Source organism: Corallococcus sp. CA054B (genome assembly GCF_003611625.1).
Taxonomy (GTDB): domain Bacteria; phylum Myxococcota; class Myxococcia; order Myxococcales; family Myxococcaceae; genus Corallococcus; species Corallococcus coralloides.
In genome coordinates this window covers 1-16,787 of sequence record NZ_RAVY01000113.1, presented here as the reverse complement: position 1 = coordinate 16,787, position 16,787 = coordinate 1, and the positions used below count along the sequence as shown (strand labels likewise).

The window sequence follows — 16,787 nt, the reverse complement described above, 5'->3', positions numbered from 1 at the left end:
CCCTGGGTGGCGAAAGGGCGTGGACCCTAATGAAGCAGGTGGCACGAGCGCAAACCGGCTCCCCGGCGCAGCCGCGCCGCCGAGCGTCCCGACAGAACGCACGCGCGTGTCCATGCAACGCGCCGTCTCGTGCTCCCTCCCCGTGTTCCCCAGGCGAGTGCGCTCGCACTGCGCTGGCACGTTCCACGCAAAGGCCCCGGGCTTGCGCGCCGCTGATCACGTGCGCTCATCCAATCCCCTCCCTGGACCGTCATGCCCTCCTCGCGCGCCCCCAACCAGGCCCCCCCGCAGCGCCCTGCCCAGTTTGCTTCGACCGACGTCGGCTCCCTCCGGCAGAGCATCAACCTCTTCCGTGGCTCGGTGAGCTACCAGCGCCCGCTGGTCCAGCTCCCGGGAAAGCTCGGAGACGACACGCTCTCGGTGGAGCTGGGTCTCTCCTATGACAGCTCCATCCACCTCGCCGCGACGCGCTGGAACCTCGACGCGCCCACGGGCGTGGTCGGCCTGGGATGGACGCTCCCTCGCGAGCGGATCGTCGCGGAGTCCGACGGCGCCCTGTCGCTCGCCGCGCGGCGCTTCATCCTGGAGTCCGGAGGCGCTCGCAACCGGCTGGTGCCCACCACCCGCCCGTGGGTCCGCGCGCTGCTGGACGCGGCGCTGGGCTCGCGGCTCGGCGGGCCCCTCGTCTCGCAGGAGCTCATCACCGCCTTCGCCGCGGCCGGTCTGCCGCTGTCCTCCCAGGCCACCGTGAGCGGGCAGGGCCCGTGGGACGTGGAGGATCCCATCCACGAGCAGTCCTTCGTCCTGTCCGAACAGGCCGGCGAGGCCGGTACCGCGGTGCTCGCGGTGGCGGCGGGCGGGCTCGGCTTCGAGCCGCAGGACTTCGGCTTCTGGCGCGTGCGCTACTACCCGACCTACGAGCGCTGGGTGGCGGTGGACGACTCGGGGACGCAGCGGGTCTTCGGCGGTGGCGTCTCCGTCACCTCCCAGGGCTTCGCCACCAGCACCGACCACGGCGTCGAGTGGGGCGTGCGCTTCGGCGGCGAGCGGGGCGGCTGGGTGGGCAGCTCGACGCGCCGCGAAGGCCAGGCGCAGTACGCGCACGCGTGGAACCTGGTCGCGCGCGTGGACCGCTATGGCGACCGCGTCACCTACGCCTACAACACCTTCGAGCGCGGCGCGGACGGGCTGCTCCCCACCGTCGAGCAGCGCGTGGGCACCGACGGGCTGCCGTACACGAAGGCCTGCTACCTCTCGCGCATCACCGGCGTGGGCGGCCGGAGCGTGGCGCTGGACTACGCGCCCAAGTGGTACACGGCCACCGTCCACGAGTACCAGGATCCGCACAAGGTGCTCGCGCCCGCCGCGGACGGCGTGCCGCCGGAGAACCTCACCACCCCCAACGCCTTCCAGGACCGCTACGAGACGCTCTACCTGGACCGGCTGCGCGTCCTGGACGACGCGGGCCGCGAGCTGTACCGCGTGACGCTGGACTACGCCCGGCCACAGGCCGTGCCCGGCACCCCCGCCGCGTCGTCCGCCGATCTCTGCAAGCGCTTCCTCACGGGCATCACCGAGCAGGACCCCTCCGGACGCAGCCTGCCCGGCTACGTGTTCGCCTATGCGCTGGAGGAGGGCGCGGAGCACCCGGGCGCGCTCACGCGCGTCACCTATCCCGAGGGCGCCACCGGCACCTTCGCGTACGACGGCGCCATCCCGCTGGACATCTGCGAGCGGGACCTGACCGTCACTCCGCCCGCGGGCTTCGGCGCCACAGGCAACACGCCCTTCGTCTGGCTGGGGCCGGACTACGCCGTCACCTGCTGGCTGGATGCCCAGCGCAAGCGGCTGAGCCTCCAGGTCCACACGTGGACGGGACGCTGGCAGCGCTCCACCCCCAGCGAGGGGCTGGTCTACGAAGGCGAGCAGGCGCTGGACGCGAGCACGCTCGCGGGTGCCACCTCTTCGGACTTCTTCGGGCTGACCTTCCGCGTCGGCAACGAGGTGCGCGTGCTGCCATTCCGGCGCAGCACGCTGCGCACGTGGGAGTGGGCGCCGTACTCGAATGAGGACGGCACCTCGTGGATGTCCTTCCCGCAGGCCACGGGCGCCCGGCTCGCCGCCGGAGAGCGCTTCCTCCTGGCCACCGTCTCCGGCTTCGACGGCACCGGTGACAACCTCTACCGGCTCACCTGGGACTGGCAGCGGCGCGCCTGGAATGGCGGGGATGCGCCCGCGGTGCGGGGACTCACGATGCAGGTGCTCGCTCGCGGCGAGCGCTACCTGCTGTGGCAGCACCTCAACGGAAAGGGGACGGTGTCGCTGGCGTGGCTGGACGGCGACCACCGGTGGAACGACGGCGGTACCCTGGACGTGGAGCTGGGGCCCCGGCAGACGGAGATGTTCTGGGCGGATGGCCCGTCCATGGTGGCGTGGTGCGAGGCCACGGACTCCAGCTCCACCGGCCGCTATGCCCTGCGCGTGCGCCGCTGGGACGCGGACTACCAGTTCCAGGCAGGGCAGGGCGTGGACGCGGAGAACCTGCGCCTGTCCTCCGTCACGCAGGTGCCCAGGCCCTCGTGGCCGCCGGTGCCTTCCGTGTCCGGCAACGAGCTGGTGGGCACCGACCGGTACCTGTGGCGCTTCGATGGCGTGGGCTGGAACACCTCCGAGGCGCTGACCGACCAGGGGCGTGGCCGGCCGGGCTGGCTGGCCTACGCGTACGGGCGCGACGTGGTGTTGCAGGTGCTCAACGTCGCGGATGGCGTCACCACGCGGCTGCTCGCCTACGACGCCGACAGCGGCACCTTCGCGCGCGCGCCGAGGACGCTGCCGGCCCTGCCGCCAGGAGAGGACTTCGGCTACCCCGCGGCCACCGGCGAGGACTTCATCGTCGCCTCCAACACCGTCTGGTACCGAGGCGCCGCGCCCGGCTGGAAGGGGCCGGAGAGCGAGCAGCCCGTCTACGAGGGCGCTCCGGAAGGCACGGACTTCTTCAGCGTCGTCGACGCGGCTCCGGACTTCGCGGGGTGGAGGCTGCCTCCGGGGCAGGGCACCGCGCGCATCGCCCTGGCGCTGCTGGAGAACGGCCGCGCGAAGGCCACCTCCACCATCGCGGGCCAGACGTTCGTCAGTCCCCTGTCGCCCGAGGGGCTGGTGTCTCCGCCTCGCGCCGGAAAGAGCCCCGCGGGCCCCGCCACGCTCGTCACCTACCCGCAGACGGCGCCCGACTTCGAGCGCGCGCCGAGCCTCACCCTGCACCGCTTCGTGGGCGGCGACATCCAGGGCGCGCTGGTGGACTACCCGGTCCGCTCGCTGACCATCGACACCGGCCTGGGCGAGCAGCTGCGCTCCGTGTGGAGCTTCGACCGGGTGAGCGCCGCGTGCGACCCGACCGGGGAGATCATCAAGTACTACCGCTCCACGGCCTGGGATGGCTGTGACGAGCCGTCCGCCGCGCGGGGCGGGCGGACCGTGACGACCTACGACAACGGAGCCACGGACGAAGGCCTGAGCATGCTGGACGGCCAGCCCCTCCAGACGCTCACCTTCGAGGGCGCCGCGCTGTTCGCCGCGCCCATCTCCGCCGCCCTGGGCCTCACGCCCGACGTACCGCCGGGCACGCCCGTGCCGGAGGCCCTGCGCGCGCTGTTCCCGGCCGAAGCGGCGCTGTCCGCCCAGGCCGTCTACGAGGCCCGCCGCGTCGACGGGCGCTACCTGTACTGGTCCGTCGAGGACCCCACCACCCAGCGCCGCTACACGGTGGACAGCGACGAGGATCCGAAGTCCCCCACGGCGGTGCGCGGCTACACCGGCCGCCTGGTCGCCAGTGAGACGAACACCTGGGAGGTCTTCACGTCGCGCGCCGGCTTCACGTCGCTCCAGGACGCGGCCCAGGGAGCGTGGAGCGAGGTGATGCTGCATGGCGCCTACGTGCGGCCGGCGAGCATCCGCTCCATGCAGGACGGCCTCGCGCTGGAGACGCGCTATGGCTACCTGGGAGGGCTCCCCGCGCCGCTGACGGGTGGCACCACCTCCGAGTCCTTCGACACACGCGACGTCCACGGCGTGACGTGGACGACGGAGATGGCCACCACCTTCGCCGCCGCCGTGCCCGCATGGCGCGCCCTGGCGTGGGAGAACGTGCTGACCCCCGTCGCGCAGATGCGCACCCGGGTGTGGCCGAAGGACGGCGCGGACGCCGTGTCCGCGTGCGCCGCCACCACCTACGGCCCCTTCGAGACGGCCGGAGGTTGCACGGTGCTCGACGTGTCCGCCCGCTACGACTGGGGCGGCCCGACGGCTTCGGACGGCGCCCGGTTCCCGTTCGGCGCGGACACCGTCCCTCCGGAATGGTTCATGCGCACGCGCATCCTGACGCGCGACGGTCGGGGCATCGCCACGCTGTCGAAGGACGCATCGGGCGTGGTGCACTCCACGCGGGTGGATGCCACCGGGCAGCTGCCGCTGCTGATGGTGACGAACGCGGACCTGGCCGCGCAGGAGGCCGACGCCTGCGGCTTCGAATCGCAGGAGCCGCTCTCCGCGTGGACCTTCACCGGAGGCGCCGCCGTCACCTCGGAGCGCGCCCACACCGGCGTCCGCTGCGCGTGGCTGCCAGGGGGTGACGCCGCCGTGGAGCGCGCCCCGCTGACGCCCGCCGGCAACGCGCGCACCTACGTCGCTGGCTGCTGGTATGCGCGTCCCCGCAACGCCGCGGCCGGCGCGTCGCCCGTGCTGATCATCACCGTGACCTCGGGAAGCACGGTGGTGGGTGTGCCCGTCCGGATCGCGCTGGAAGACACCTCCGGGCGCTGGACCTGGGGGCAGGCGGCCATCGCGCTGGGCGAGCACCACGCGCGCCTCGCGTCCGACGGCCCGCTCTCCGTCCGGCTGCGCGTCGAGGCAGGCGGCGGCGAGCTGTGGGTGGACGACGTGGGCTTCTACCCGCGCGAGTCCAACATCATGGCGCAGGCCTTCGAGCCGGGGTCGCACAAGCTGACGGCCAACGTGGGCCCCGGAGGCCTGACGTCCCGGGCGGTCTATGGCCCCACCCGGCGCATGGTGGGCCAGGTGCGCGCCAATGGGGCGCTGAAGGGCGTGCAGCTGGAGTTCAGCTCCCGCCAGCGCAACGCCGCCTTCAATCCGGGGGATCCGAACGCCCAGGTGGTCATCCAGGCCACGCGCGACGGCAGCATGCAGACGTTCCGCGACGGCGAGGCGTGGCGTGACGCCTGGACGCCCTCGGCGGAGGGCGCCTGGCGCGCGGACTCGGGCCTGCTGCTGCATGAGGGCACCACCGGCGCGTCGCTCACCGCCACCGCGCCGGAGACGGACGCGTGGGCCCTCTACGTGGAGCCCACCGCGGTGGACGGGGGGCCGGTGCGGCTGTCGCCGGGATTCGGCTTCACGGTGGGCACCGCCGCGAAGCTCTCGTGGGACGGCGGCGGCTGGCGCCTGGACGTGGGCGGGCAGGGTGTCTCGCCCGTGGGCCCGGGCGCCTCCAGCCCGGCCTCGCTGCTGCTGGTGGTGACGGGAGGCCGGCTGCTGTTCTGGACGGACGGCGGCCTGGTGTTCTCCGTGGCGGCGGGCGTGCGCGGAGGCGCGGCGCTCACCTCGGGCACCGGAGCGCTCGGCCTGCGCAACCTGGCGTGGATGGAGGGCCCGGTGATTCAAGCGCGCCTCCAGGACTCCACCGGCGCGGACCGTCAGCTCCAGGCGCTCGGGGGGGACACGTACCTCGTCAACCAGCTCATCGAGGACGCGCTGGGGCGCACCATCGTGAAGACGAAGTCCGTGCCCGGCGACTTCGGCTCGGGCGCGGCGCTGGCCCCGCTCCTCTATCGCACGGGGCTGGTGGACCTGCCGGCCTTCCAGGCCTCGCTCGAGGGCAGCGGCGTCATGGCCGGCGACGCGACGGACTACTGGAATGGCGATGCGGGGCGCTCCGCGGACGGCGGCTACCCGTACTCGCGGCGCCTGCTGGAGGCGTCCCCGTTGGGGCGCACCGTGGAGGTGGGCCTGCCGGGCGCCGCGTGGGCCATCGTCGATCCGTACACCACGCCCGCGGACTCACGGCCCACGTCGAAGGTGCGCTACGCGCCGGACGCGGCGGTGCTGCCGGGGCTGGACCTGCCGGCCACCGACTTCCGCGTCACCACGTTCATCTCTCCCGTGGGGGAGCGGCGGCTGAAGGTGCGTGACGCGAAGGACGCCGCGCTCGCCGTGCTCGTGCCGCTGCCGGACGACTCCACGTATGTCTCCGCCATGGACCTGGGCATGCAGCCCACGGGCACGCGCACGCGCGTCATCCTCCCCGACGGTTGGCGCAACGGCACGGACGCGGCCATCGTGCGCGACTACGACTGCCTGGGCCGGCTGCTGCGCGAGTCCACTCCCGACGCGGGGGAGACGCGCTACGTCCATGACCGGGGCGGGCGCGCGCGCTTCGCCCAGACCGCGGCGGACGCGGCCGAGGGCCGGATCAGCTGGACGACCTACGACGCGATGAGCCGGATGACGGCGCGCGGCCACGTGACGGCCGAATGGAACGAGCCGCTGCTGCTCCAGCGGGCGGAGCTCCCGGGCTGGCCGCTGACGGATCCGGGGGCGGGCGCGGTGACGACGGGCGTGTGGCGCTACGACGGCGACGGCTGGGACGCGCTGGCGCTGGGACAGCTGGTGGGCTCCCGCTCCCAGGACACGGGCGCGCCCGCGACCGTGGACTCCTCGTACCGCTGGACGGCGCTGGGCCAGCCTGAGTCACGCACCCTGCGCGTGACGTGGGACGACGGTGAGGAGGCCGCGCCGCTGGAGGTGACGTTCGGCTACGACAACACGAACGCGCTGGTGCGGCTGGGCCTGCCGCGGGAGCTGTTCCCCCAGCCCGGGCCGCTGCGGTACGGCCGCGACGTCCAGGGCAACATCACCTCCATCCACGACGAGGCGGGCACGGAGCTGGCCTCGTTCGGGTGGGATGCGATGGCGCGCGTCCGGGCGGGCCGCTCCGGCCCCGTGAGCTGGGAGATGGCCTACGACTCGCCGGGCCACCTGCTGCAATCCACCGCCTCCGCCGGGACCACCGCCACGCAGGCGTACACCTTCGCGCCCGACAGCAACGTGCGCGGCACCAGCGCGGTGCTCGGCACGCAGCGGGAGCAGTTCGCCTATGGCTATGACGGGCTGGGCCGCATCACCACCTCCCAGACGGTGGAGGGCACCGACGCCGCCGAGCGCTTCCAGTACGAGGAGGACCTCAACGGCAACATCCACGAGCTCTCCGGCGCGAGGCTGTCATACGTGCCGGGAGGCAACCGGCTGGACACGGTGGCGTGGCCGGACGGCAGCGAGACGGCGTTCACCTGGCGGGCCGACGGCACGGTGTCGTCGCGCCGCACCCGTGGCACCGGACCGGTGGACCTGGACTTCACCTATGCGCCCGGCATGGCGCTGCCCCGCGGTATCCAGATCCGCCCCGGCGCCAGCGACGCGAGCACCGTCGAGTACGCCTACGACGCCGACGGCGTTCGCGTGGCCACCCGCGTGCGCGGCCCCGGTGGCGAGGAGCGCGAGGTGCGCTTCCCCGGTGAGAACCAGCCGCTGTTCGTGACGGGCGGGAAGAGCGGCACCGTGCTGTACGTGCCGGGCCCCACGGGCTGCCCGCTGGTGTACCGCGACGGCGTCCGCTACCACGCCTCGAGTGACCGGCTGCGCTCCACGCGCGCGCTGTTCGACGCAGAGGGCACGCTGGTGGAGGGCTTCGGCTACACCGCCTTCGGCGCGACGCGGGAGTCGACGGGCGCCGCGCCGTGGATGCGCCTGCGCTTCTCCGGCGCCGAGTACGACGTGGAGACGGGCCTCTACAACCTCAACGCCCGCCTCATGGATCCGGTGCTGGGCCGCTTCTACGCGCCGGACCCGGCCGACGAGTTCCCCAGCCCCTACACCTACGCGGGCAACCACCCGACCACGCGGGTGGACCGCACGGGCGCCATCTCGGACGGCGTCCGCACGATGGTCGTCGTGTTCTCTGGCGCCGTCTCCGTCGCGGGGTCCGTGGCGGGGATGGTCCTCGACGTGACGACGATGGGGCGGACGGCGGGGCTGTCGGCGCTCGCGAGCATGGTCTCCGCGGCCGGCTGGAGCGGCATGACCTATGCGCTGACCGCCGACGACTTCAGCTGGGGGGAGTTCACCGGCACGGTGATCGTGGGCGGAGTGAGCGGCTTCATCCGCGGAGGCATCTCCGGCGGCATCCAGGGACGCGCCAGGGCGGGCCGCGAGGAGAAGGTGCGGGGCTTCCCGCAGCAGGTCGCCAGTCTGGCCGATGACGCGGCGGGGCCAGGCGCCTCGCGCTCGACGAAGGCGAAGAAGGGGATGTCCGAGGCCACCTACCGGGAGCAGCTGCAGAAGAAGCTCAACCCCGCCGAGGACGCGTGGCAGCAATTCATGGTGGCCCTGCCGCACAGCGCGCTGGGCAACACCATCGGCTACACCGTCGCCGGACTGGTTTCCATCCCGCTGACCAACCTGGTGACGCTCGTCGTCTACGGCGAGAACGAGTTCGGGACGGATTGGAAGGACGCCCTCAACGTCGTCCTGGACGGGGCCTGGGGGCTGACCGTGGGCGTGGGCGGGACGTACCTCGGCTACCTCAAGAATCGCTACCAGCTCAAGGAGCGGGTGACGCGCAATCTCGAATCCGCGGTCAGGGCGATGCAGGGCGGACTGACCGGCCCGAGCGTGATGGGCAGCTCGAGCGCCATGGACTTCGGTCCGTCCGGCCGGCTCGTCGTCGGCGCCTTTGGAGTTTCCTGAGAAGAGGGGAGAGTCAATGCGAATCTGCGTGAAGACCGCGGTGATGCCCAAGAACAAGACCTGGGCATCACCCATGAAGGTGGACTTCAGTGACGACCTGCTGCCGGGTGAGCGCGTGCTCGGGGCGATGGCGGGGCTGAGCTACTTCCGGCTGTACTACGCCGACAATGGCTCCACCTCCGAGTCGGTGGGGCAGGCCAGCGTGACGCTGGTGCCGAACCTCACCGAGGACGCCGTCCACGTGGCGGCGTCACTGGTGATGACCAACTACAATGGCGCGGAGGCGGCCTGCTCCACGGACGGCAGCGGGCACGACAGCTTCGTGCGCATCACCGTGGTCGCCGTGCTCGGGCTGATGAACCCCTCGTACCAGGCGGTGGCGGGCAACCTCTACGGGCTCTCCGGGCAGTGGGGAGAGGCCATCCCCATCGCCTCCGCGTCGGCGGAGGCCCGCGCGTTCCTCGCCGGCTTCTACATCGCGGGCAGCAGCGCGAAGGAGGTGAGCAGCCTGTCCTTCACCACCTCCGTGGAGAAGCCCGGAGGCGCCCAGGCGAAGGTGAGCGGGAAGGCGACGCAGAGCGGCGGCGAGGAGCGGACGGGGACGGCGGACGTGGCCTTCCTGTCCACCGACGGGGTGTCGTACTACCGGGTCCTCTCCATCGACACGTCGTCCAGCAAGTGGACGGAGGTCGACGACGAGCGCGACGGCGTGACGTGCGCCTTCAGCGTGACGCCCACCCTGAACGCGGGCGAGACGGTGCGCCGGGCCGGCGTGCTCCTGCAGAACGTGAACATCAACTTCGAGCGGGACAAGACGAGCGACCTGGAGCTGTTCGAGGCGGGCGTCACGAGCGACACGCTGAGCATCTCGAATGGGAAGACCATCTCCGGAAAGCTCATCCTGAACATCTTCAACTCGCGCGTGGGAGACGACTACGGCATCGCGCCGCCCCCCACGAGCAACCTGACCGCGTTCGTCATCGCCGAAATCGCAAGGCCGCTGCCTGGAGGTGCGTCATGAGCTGGGAATTCAGTCGCAAGGAAGTGGTGTCCGGGGACACGGCGACGTTCGACTTCTCGGGCGACGTGGGGCTCGCGCTGTATGGCATTTCGCGCTTCGACATCAACTTCGCCACCAGCGCTTCAGGCGGAAACCTGGGGGGCTCCTCCATCTCCGGGTTCGGCGTGAAGCTGACGCGGGAGAACGCGGGGGAGGACAGCAAGCGGCAGGTCAAGGTGAAGGCGGAGGTGACGGGCACGCCGCTGTCGTCCGCCAGGGTGTGGATCACCGTCATCGCCTGGGTCGGAGGCGAGTCCAGCACGCGCTATGTCGTCAGCGGCGAGGAGCTGGCGACGGGACAGATGTCCAGGCCCGAGGCCGTGGTGTCCCTGCCGGAGTTCTCCGCCGCGGTGCTGTCGGGCTTCAAGCTCGACTTCGCCTCGGGCAGCCACAAAGTCAGCGGCGTGGGCGCGTCGGCGGGCATCTCGGCGTCCATCACCGCCCCGGGCAGCGCCTACGTCACGGGCGCCGGGACGCTGACGGGCAAGGGCGCCTCCAACTGCACGGTGAGCCCGTCGGGCCTCGTGCTGGGAGAGGCCCAGGAGAAGTCGTGGTTCGGGATGGTCTCCGACGAGTCGACCTACACCGTCAATGACATCAACTGGGGGAAGACGAAGCTGCGGGTGGAGACGGGCGCGTCGGTGGAGCTGAAGCATGCCGCGGTGCTGCTCCAGTCGTTCTTCGGGCGCTTCAGCGCGACGAACATGGGCCCCACGCCGCTCAGCTCGGTGACCTTTGGCGCGAGCGAACCGGTGGTGGTTGCGGACCCGGCCGGCGTCTTCGAGTTCGATTCCACCCGGTGGCTGGCCGACTGCACCACCATCGTGAACACGGGCAAGGCGATCTGGACGGAGGCGCAGACGTACTCGGCCGTCTACGTCTGGGCCGCGCTGGGCTGAGGCCGTGACATGAACAGGCTCAAGCCGAGCCGTGGGGCCAGGAACCGCGCGACGAGCTGTCCCTTGACGCTGTTGCCCGCCGCGTCGAGCAGCGGGGCGAAGGTGCCCAGCCCGCCCTTTCCCGGCGCGACGGCGACGATGCCGCCGCCAATGCCACTCTTGCCCGGGACCCCCACGTCGTAGAGCCAGTCCCCGGAGGTCTCATACATCCCCGCCGTGGCCATCACCGCGAGCGTGTGATGACAGACCTCCTCGTCGACGACCCGCGTGCCGGTGAGCGGGTTGACGCCCCCGTCCGCCAGGGTTGCTCCCATCACGGCGAGCTCCCTGGCGGTCACCGCCAATGAACACTGGCGGGTGTAGAGCTCCGTCGTCAGGAGCGGATCCGCCTCCAGGCGGCCCAGACCGTGGAGCAGGAAGGCGAGCCCCTGGTTGCGCTGGTGGGTCTGCCTCGCGGAGGCATACACCTCTTCGTCGAGCGCGAGCGGGCGCCCGGCGAAGCGCGACAGCCCCTCATGGATGAACCGCCACCGGGCCTCGGGACTGCTGCCTGGAACGAGGCCCGTGGTCGCCAGCGCTCCCGGGTTCACCATGGGGTTGGTCCGTCCGTCCGGGCTCAGGTCGATGGCCATGGCCGAATTGAACGGCAGGCCCGTGCCATTGACCCCCAGCTTGCGTCGGGCCACTTCAGGTCCCAACGCCTGACAGACGAGGGCGAAGAGGAACGGCTTGGAGACGCTCATGATGGAGAAGGGATGGTCCACGTCCCCGGCCCCGTGGCTGCTGCCGTTGATGCCCACCACGCACGCGCCGAAGAGCCGGGGATCCACCCGCGCCAGCGCCGGGTAGACCTGCGAGCACTGTCCCTCCGTGTTCCCCTGGTGGCGTTGGTAGGCCTCGTCCACCAGCGCCCGGACCCGCTCCGCGGAGGGGAGCTGTCCGGTGGAGATGAAGGGGGGCTCGCCTGTCGTGTCCATGCGTGAAGGTTCGTCGCGCATCAATGGCTGGCAATGCCGCACGGCCGCGCGGCCCCGGGCACGTGTGTCTGTCCATCCATCAAACCCGGCCCGGCACTGCGCAGGCAGCCGTGGGAGCGGCTGAATCCCGCGGCAGGCCTGTGCCGGCGGAGTGTGCGGCACCGGTCCTCCCGCTGAGGGTAGCGACGACCGGCTTGTTCGCCGGTGCGTCGAGTGGCGGCCCGGCGCGCAGCCTCATCTCGCGCTCGCATCCGCCTGCCCCGTGAACGCTTACGAATCATCTGGGTGTACCTCTACTTTGTGGGGGCCTTGTACTTCGAGACTCGGGGAGATGAAGGATGGCCAGGGTTCTCATTGTTCTCGACGGCGGTTTCCGGTTCTCTGAAGCGACGGGCACTCCAGACTTCACCTTTACGACGCTGGTCGATGCGCTGGTTGGCGTCGGCCATCAAGTCACCAAGGCGCATCGCCAGATGGACGGCAGCGCCAACATTTCGAAGTTCAACTTCGAGACGAGCGCCAACCTGCTCGATTATGACGTCATCTGGTTGATCGGCTACGAAGGACGAAACAGCATCACTTCGAGTGGGAGTAGCAACCTTGGAATAGGGGACATCGAGGTTGCTGCGATCAGCCGCTTCATGGCGGCGGGGGGCGGCGTATTCGCGACTGGCGACCATGACAGCATCGGCGCCGAGATGTCCGGCCGCATCCCCCGGGTACGCGCGATGCGCAGTTGGTACGGCGCGAACGACCCCGCCTCGCCGATGCCGACCCCCTTCCCACGCAACTTCCCCTCCATCACCGGCGCCCGGGCCGACACGACCCAGCGCAACCCGGCAGGTGATTATGGCGCCGACACCACTTTCGTGTGGTCCGAGAACCAGTCGGACTCGGTTCCACAGCCGATCACGCCGAAGACGTCGCCGGCCCATCCCATCCTCCGGCGCCACGGAAGTGACATCACCCTCTATCCAGACCATATGCACGAGGGGAGCACGCTCGGAGAGGTGCTTGGCTATGACTACGCGCTGTCGCTGTCGTTCGCTGGGGAGTCGTTCACCGAGTTCCCGGCAATCGCGGGCCACCGCGAGACGCCGAAGGTCATCGCGACCGGCAAGACCGTCCCTTACGCTTCGCGCAGCGTCAACGGCGGCGGATTTGTCGGGAACAATAGTGAGGCTTCAGGCCCCAAAGAGGTCAACACACTTAGCGTCTATGACGGGCGCGAAGCCGGGGTCGGCCGGATTGTCACCGGCGCAACCTTCCACCACTATGTCGACATCAACCTGACTGGCGACAGCAGTGTCAACACGCCGGCAAAGCTGGTCAGTGCCGGTCCCGACGCGGCGAAGGGACATGGTTTCGCCCATCCTGGCGCGGAAGCGACGTTCGACGCCATCAAGGCGGTGTTCGTCAACATCACCCATTGGCTTGCACGGCCTCGCCCGGCGATCCAGCTGATCCTCGAACGCAGCACCTTCAGCCAGGCTGAGGCAGCCGCCAACCCCCAGTTCGACGGCGCGATCCTCGTCACGGTCGACGGGCTCAAACCGAACCAGTTCCCCAACGGTGGCATCACCAGCCTCTCGCCAACATCGGCACAGTTGGTGAGCTGGGCCCCATCGTTAACGCCGACCGATCCGACCGGCCTCACCCTCCAGCCGACCGGCATCTCCAGCGACGATCCCATGCTTGCGGACCGGCTCCAGCGGATCACCTTCACCTATCAGGTGCAGGTGAACGGCCCGGCCTTCGGCTTCGGCGGTAACTCTCGTAACATTCGCGTCGATGCGTCGCTGAGTTCCCCGGCCGTCTCCAATCCTTTGACCAACTCGGCCGGGATCCAGCTGAACAAGTCGGCCAACCCCTTCATGCTCGATCTCGCCAACAACAACACGACGCCGTGGCTCAGCTCGGACGTGCGGGTGTTCCGGGTCGTCGCCGGGGCGCCGGGGTCGGGACTGATCGACAATGCCTCGCGCGAGCAGGCGCTCGACTTTCTCCGCAGCCTCGTTTCGGGGATGACGGTCGCCCAGTTCGAAAGTATCAACATGAACCAGGCCGGCTCCGCGCTGAGCCCGTTCGCGACAACGACCGGGGTTCCGCATCGAAGGGTCTACAATTTCGCGGTCGCACGGGTCCGGATGCCTGCAGCTGGCGCGTCGGCGAACGATGTCCGCGTCTTCTTCCGCATCTTCACGTCACAGACGACGGCCGCCCTGTCCTATATCGAATCGCCCCCCGGGACCCCCATCGAAGGATACAGGCGCACGGCGGGTCCCGCCCCAATCGCTCTTCCCGGCACGAACGCTTCGGGCAATGAGTGGCTCTCCTTTCCCATGTTCTCGGAGGAACGCACGACCCCGCCGGAAAAACAGACCGATCCCGATAATCTGAAGGGCGGCCTCGCTGCGGGGGCCTCCACCTTCTTCGGAGCGCTGATCGACAACAACCTGGAGGACGCCTATCTACCGCCGACCCCCACTTCGACGGCTGCGCCAGTCGACCTGCCGACGTTGATGATGGGCGAGCATCAGTGCATCGTCGCGCAGATCGAGTACGCCGGAACCCCGATTCCTGGCGGAGCGACGCCCTTTACCTCGGACAAGCTGTCCCAGCGCAACATCGCATTCAGCGCGGTCGCCAATCCTGGTCTCGACGCGTCCCGCGTGGCGCTTCACACGTTCGAGATAGAGGCGAACGCGCGACCGGTTGCCGGCGGCTTCCCGCCCGACGAGCTGCTCCTCGACTGGCTTGGCGAGCCGCCTGTGGGGACCGAGGTACGCATTTTCGTCCCTGATTGGAACGCACACGACGTCGTCGAACTGGCCGATCGTACCTACCTGCGCCACGAGATCCGCGCGCTCGACGCGAATACGGTCGCCGTCCCTGGTGGCGGAGTCCGCTACATCCCGATTCCGCGCAGCGACACGCGGCCGACCGGCGTGCTCAGCGCCCATCTCCCGCTCGGGGTCAAGAAAGGGCAGCGCTTCGACCTTTGCATTCGCCACGTGACGATACGCAGGCGTCAGGTTGGAGCCGAGCAACCCAAGGCCACGATCATTTCGTCCGAAGAGGCGGCGCGCCTTCTTCAGGGGCGCGACGGCAAGGTCGCCAGCGCCAGGCGCGGAGCCAGGCAGAAGGCCGCGGTTCTCCCTCGCGGGGCGTTCGATATCGGCGAGAACAGGGTCTTGGTGACGGATCTGAGGCTGCTTGACGCCGAAGGCGCTCATGCCGTGCTCATTGAGCATCCGGACCCGAAAGCCATCGCGGAGGTGCGGCGGGAGGCGGGTGGCTGGCGCGAGATGATCGGCGCATTCCAGCTCGGCATCCCGGTGACGACCAAGGCCGACATGCTGGCCCACCACCTCCGGCTGCTGTCGGTGTTCCGTTGGCGGGCTGAGGCGCTGCGGCCGAACAACCGCTGGTACAAGACTTTGGCCCGTTACGTTGAGCTTGTCGCGGACAAGGTCCGCGCCCTCGGCGGCGATCCGTTCATCGTGCCCGCGACGCCCGACGGAGCAAGCCCGCTGCCTGGCACCGAATACGAGAAGCCCGGGATCACCGAAGACGACTGGCCTGGTGAGGCCGAGGGCCTCGCGCCCCCCGAGACCGTGAAGCCGGGCATCTTCACCGGCAAGGTGAGCGGCCTGCTGTTCGACCATTTCGGCGACTTCGAGGGGTTCACCTTGGAATCCCATGACGGCTCACATCAGCGCCTCTTCAGCCGCGAAGCCGCGATCCACGACCTCGCGAAGGCCGCCTGGATTGAGCGGAATGTGATGAGCGTCATGACGGTGTCCGCGCACAACCGTCGCGTGCGCCGGATATTGCTCAGGGGATGCGTCGATTAGCACTCCTGCGGCCCGCGCCCACGCCGCGCCGGTCATCCCGATGTGTGTGAGCCTGGCAGCCCGCGAACACTCCCAACATCGTGGGCGTCAGCATCCGGTCCATGAACATCCTTTCTGAGGTGGCATTGCTCTGAGGAGAAGAGCGCCAGCTTGCCGGAAGCTGCCGCGAAGAATTCCACACGGCCGCGCGGGCGTGGAGCAGCAGGCATGGTAGGACTTGCTGGAGGACACAGGCGGGTGGTGGCATAGTGGTCTGCCTCGACAAGAATGAGGAGGCATGGATGCCGCCGGTGCAGGCGAAGTCTCGTCAGGAACGATTGCTGGGCGCCATCCAGCTCTCGACGATGGAGGGGGTGGAGATAGGACCGCTCGCCAACCCGATCGTCACGCGCGACGCCGGGCGGATCCTCTATGCCGACCACGCGAGCACCGAGGCGCTCCGGCGCAAGTACGAGGGACACGGTTGGGATACCGCGACCATCGTGGACGTGGACCTGGACCTCTCGTCTCGAACGCTGTCCGGTGCGCTGGGCGACCGGCGGGTGGACTTCGTGCTCGCGAGCCACGTCATCGAGCACGTGCCGGACCCCGTGAGCTGGCTGGGGGACCTGCGCCAGGCACTGCGTCCCGGCGGCATCATCTCGCTGGCCATCCCGGACAAGCGCTTCTGCTTCGATGCGAAGCGCCCGGTGAGCACCCCCGGGGAGCTGGTGGACGCCTTCCTGTCGCGCCGCACCACCCCCACCGTGAAGCAGGTCTTCGACTTCTGGGCCTGCTACTGCCAGGTGGACACGCAGGCCATGTGGAACTGCGACATCGACGCGGAGGGCCTCCCGTACTCCGGCACGCTCCAGAACGCGCTGCAGAAGTCCCAGGAAGCGCTGGCGTCCGCCGGCTACACGGACGTGCACTGCTGGGTCTTCACTCCGCGCTCCTTCCTGGAGGCCGCGGCCGCACTGGCGGAGCTGGGAATGTTCCCGTTCCAGCTCGCGGACTTCGCGTCGACCCCTCCAGGGGATCTGGAGTTCTTCGTCAGCCTGAGGTGCGTCGAGGACGAGGAGAGCGAGCAGGAGCGGACCCTCCGTGCGCAGTCGCTGCGTGCCGCGGCGCTCGAAGCGGCATCAGCACCTGGCCCCTCGCGGCCTCCGCCTCCGGAACCCCCACCGCCCCCTGAACC

General features: G+C 70.0%; 6 protein-coding genes. 5 read left to right on the top strand and 1 reads right to left on the bottom strand.

What is annotated here, in order from left to right:
- The first annotated feature begins 252 nt into the window (after window positions 1-252).
- From D7V80_RS24930 to D7V80_RS24920, 3 genes are read left to right on the top strand one after another with little or no spacing between them, the layout of a single operon-like run.
- The gene (locus D7V80_RS24930) at window positions 253-8,817 is read left to right on the top strand and encodes an RHS repeat-associated core domain-containing protein (RefSeq protein ID WP_120590548.1); all 8,565 of its coding nucleotides are present in this window, start codon (window positions 253-255) and stop codon (window positions 8,815-8,817) included.
- Window positions 8,818-8,833: 16 nt separating this feature from the next.
- Window positions 8,834-9,838: a hypothetical protein gene (locus tag D7V80_RS24925; RefSeq protein WP_120590547.1), complete on the top strand. Its 1,005-nt coding sequence runs from the start codon at window positions 8,834-8,836 to the stop codon at window positions 9,836-9,838.
- Window positions 9,835-10,776 (top strand): hypothetical protein, encoded by a 942-nt coding sequence (locus D7V80_RS24920; protein WP_120590546.1) that lies wholly within the window; start codon window positions 9,835-9,837, stop codon window positions 10,774-10,776. Before D7V80_RS24925 ends, D7V80_RS24920 begins: the two co-directional genes overlap by 4 nt.
- On the opposite strand, the gene glsA is transcribed toward D7V80_RS24920, so the two are convergent.
- Complete coding sequence (gene glsA / locus D7V80_RS24915; RefSeq protein WP_120590545.1) at window positions 10,752-11,753, bottom strand: glutaminase A; 1,002 nt, start codon at window positions 11,751-11,753, stop codon at window positions 10,752-10,754. The genes D7V80_RS24920 and glsA overlap by 25 nt on opposite strands.
- Before the next feature lie 338 nt (window positions 11,754-12,091).
- On the opposite strand from glsA, the gene D7V80_RS24910 reads away from it, so the two are divergent.
- Complete coding sequence (locus D7V80_RS24910) at window positions 12,092-15,610, top strand: hypothetical protein (protein WP_120590544.1); 3,519 nt, start codon at window positions 12,092-12,094, stop codon at window positions 15,608-15,610.
- Window positions 15,611-15,891: 281 nt separating this feature from the next.
- Window positions 15,892-16,787, top strand: an 896-nt coding sequence (locus tag D7V80_RS24905; protein ID WP_147447208.1) for a class I SAM-dependent methyltransferase, incomplete at its 3' end; no start/stop codon positions are given.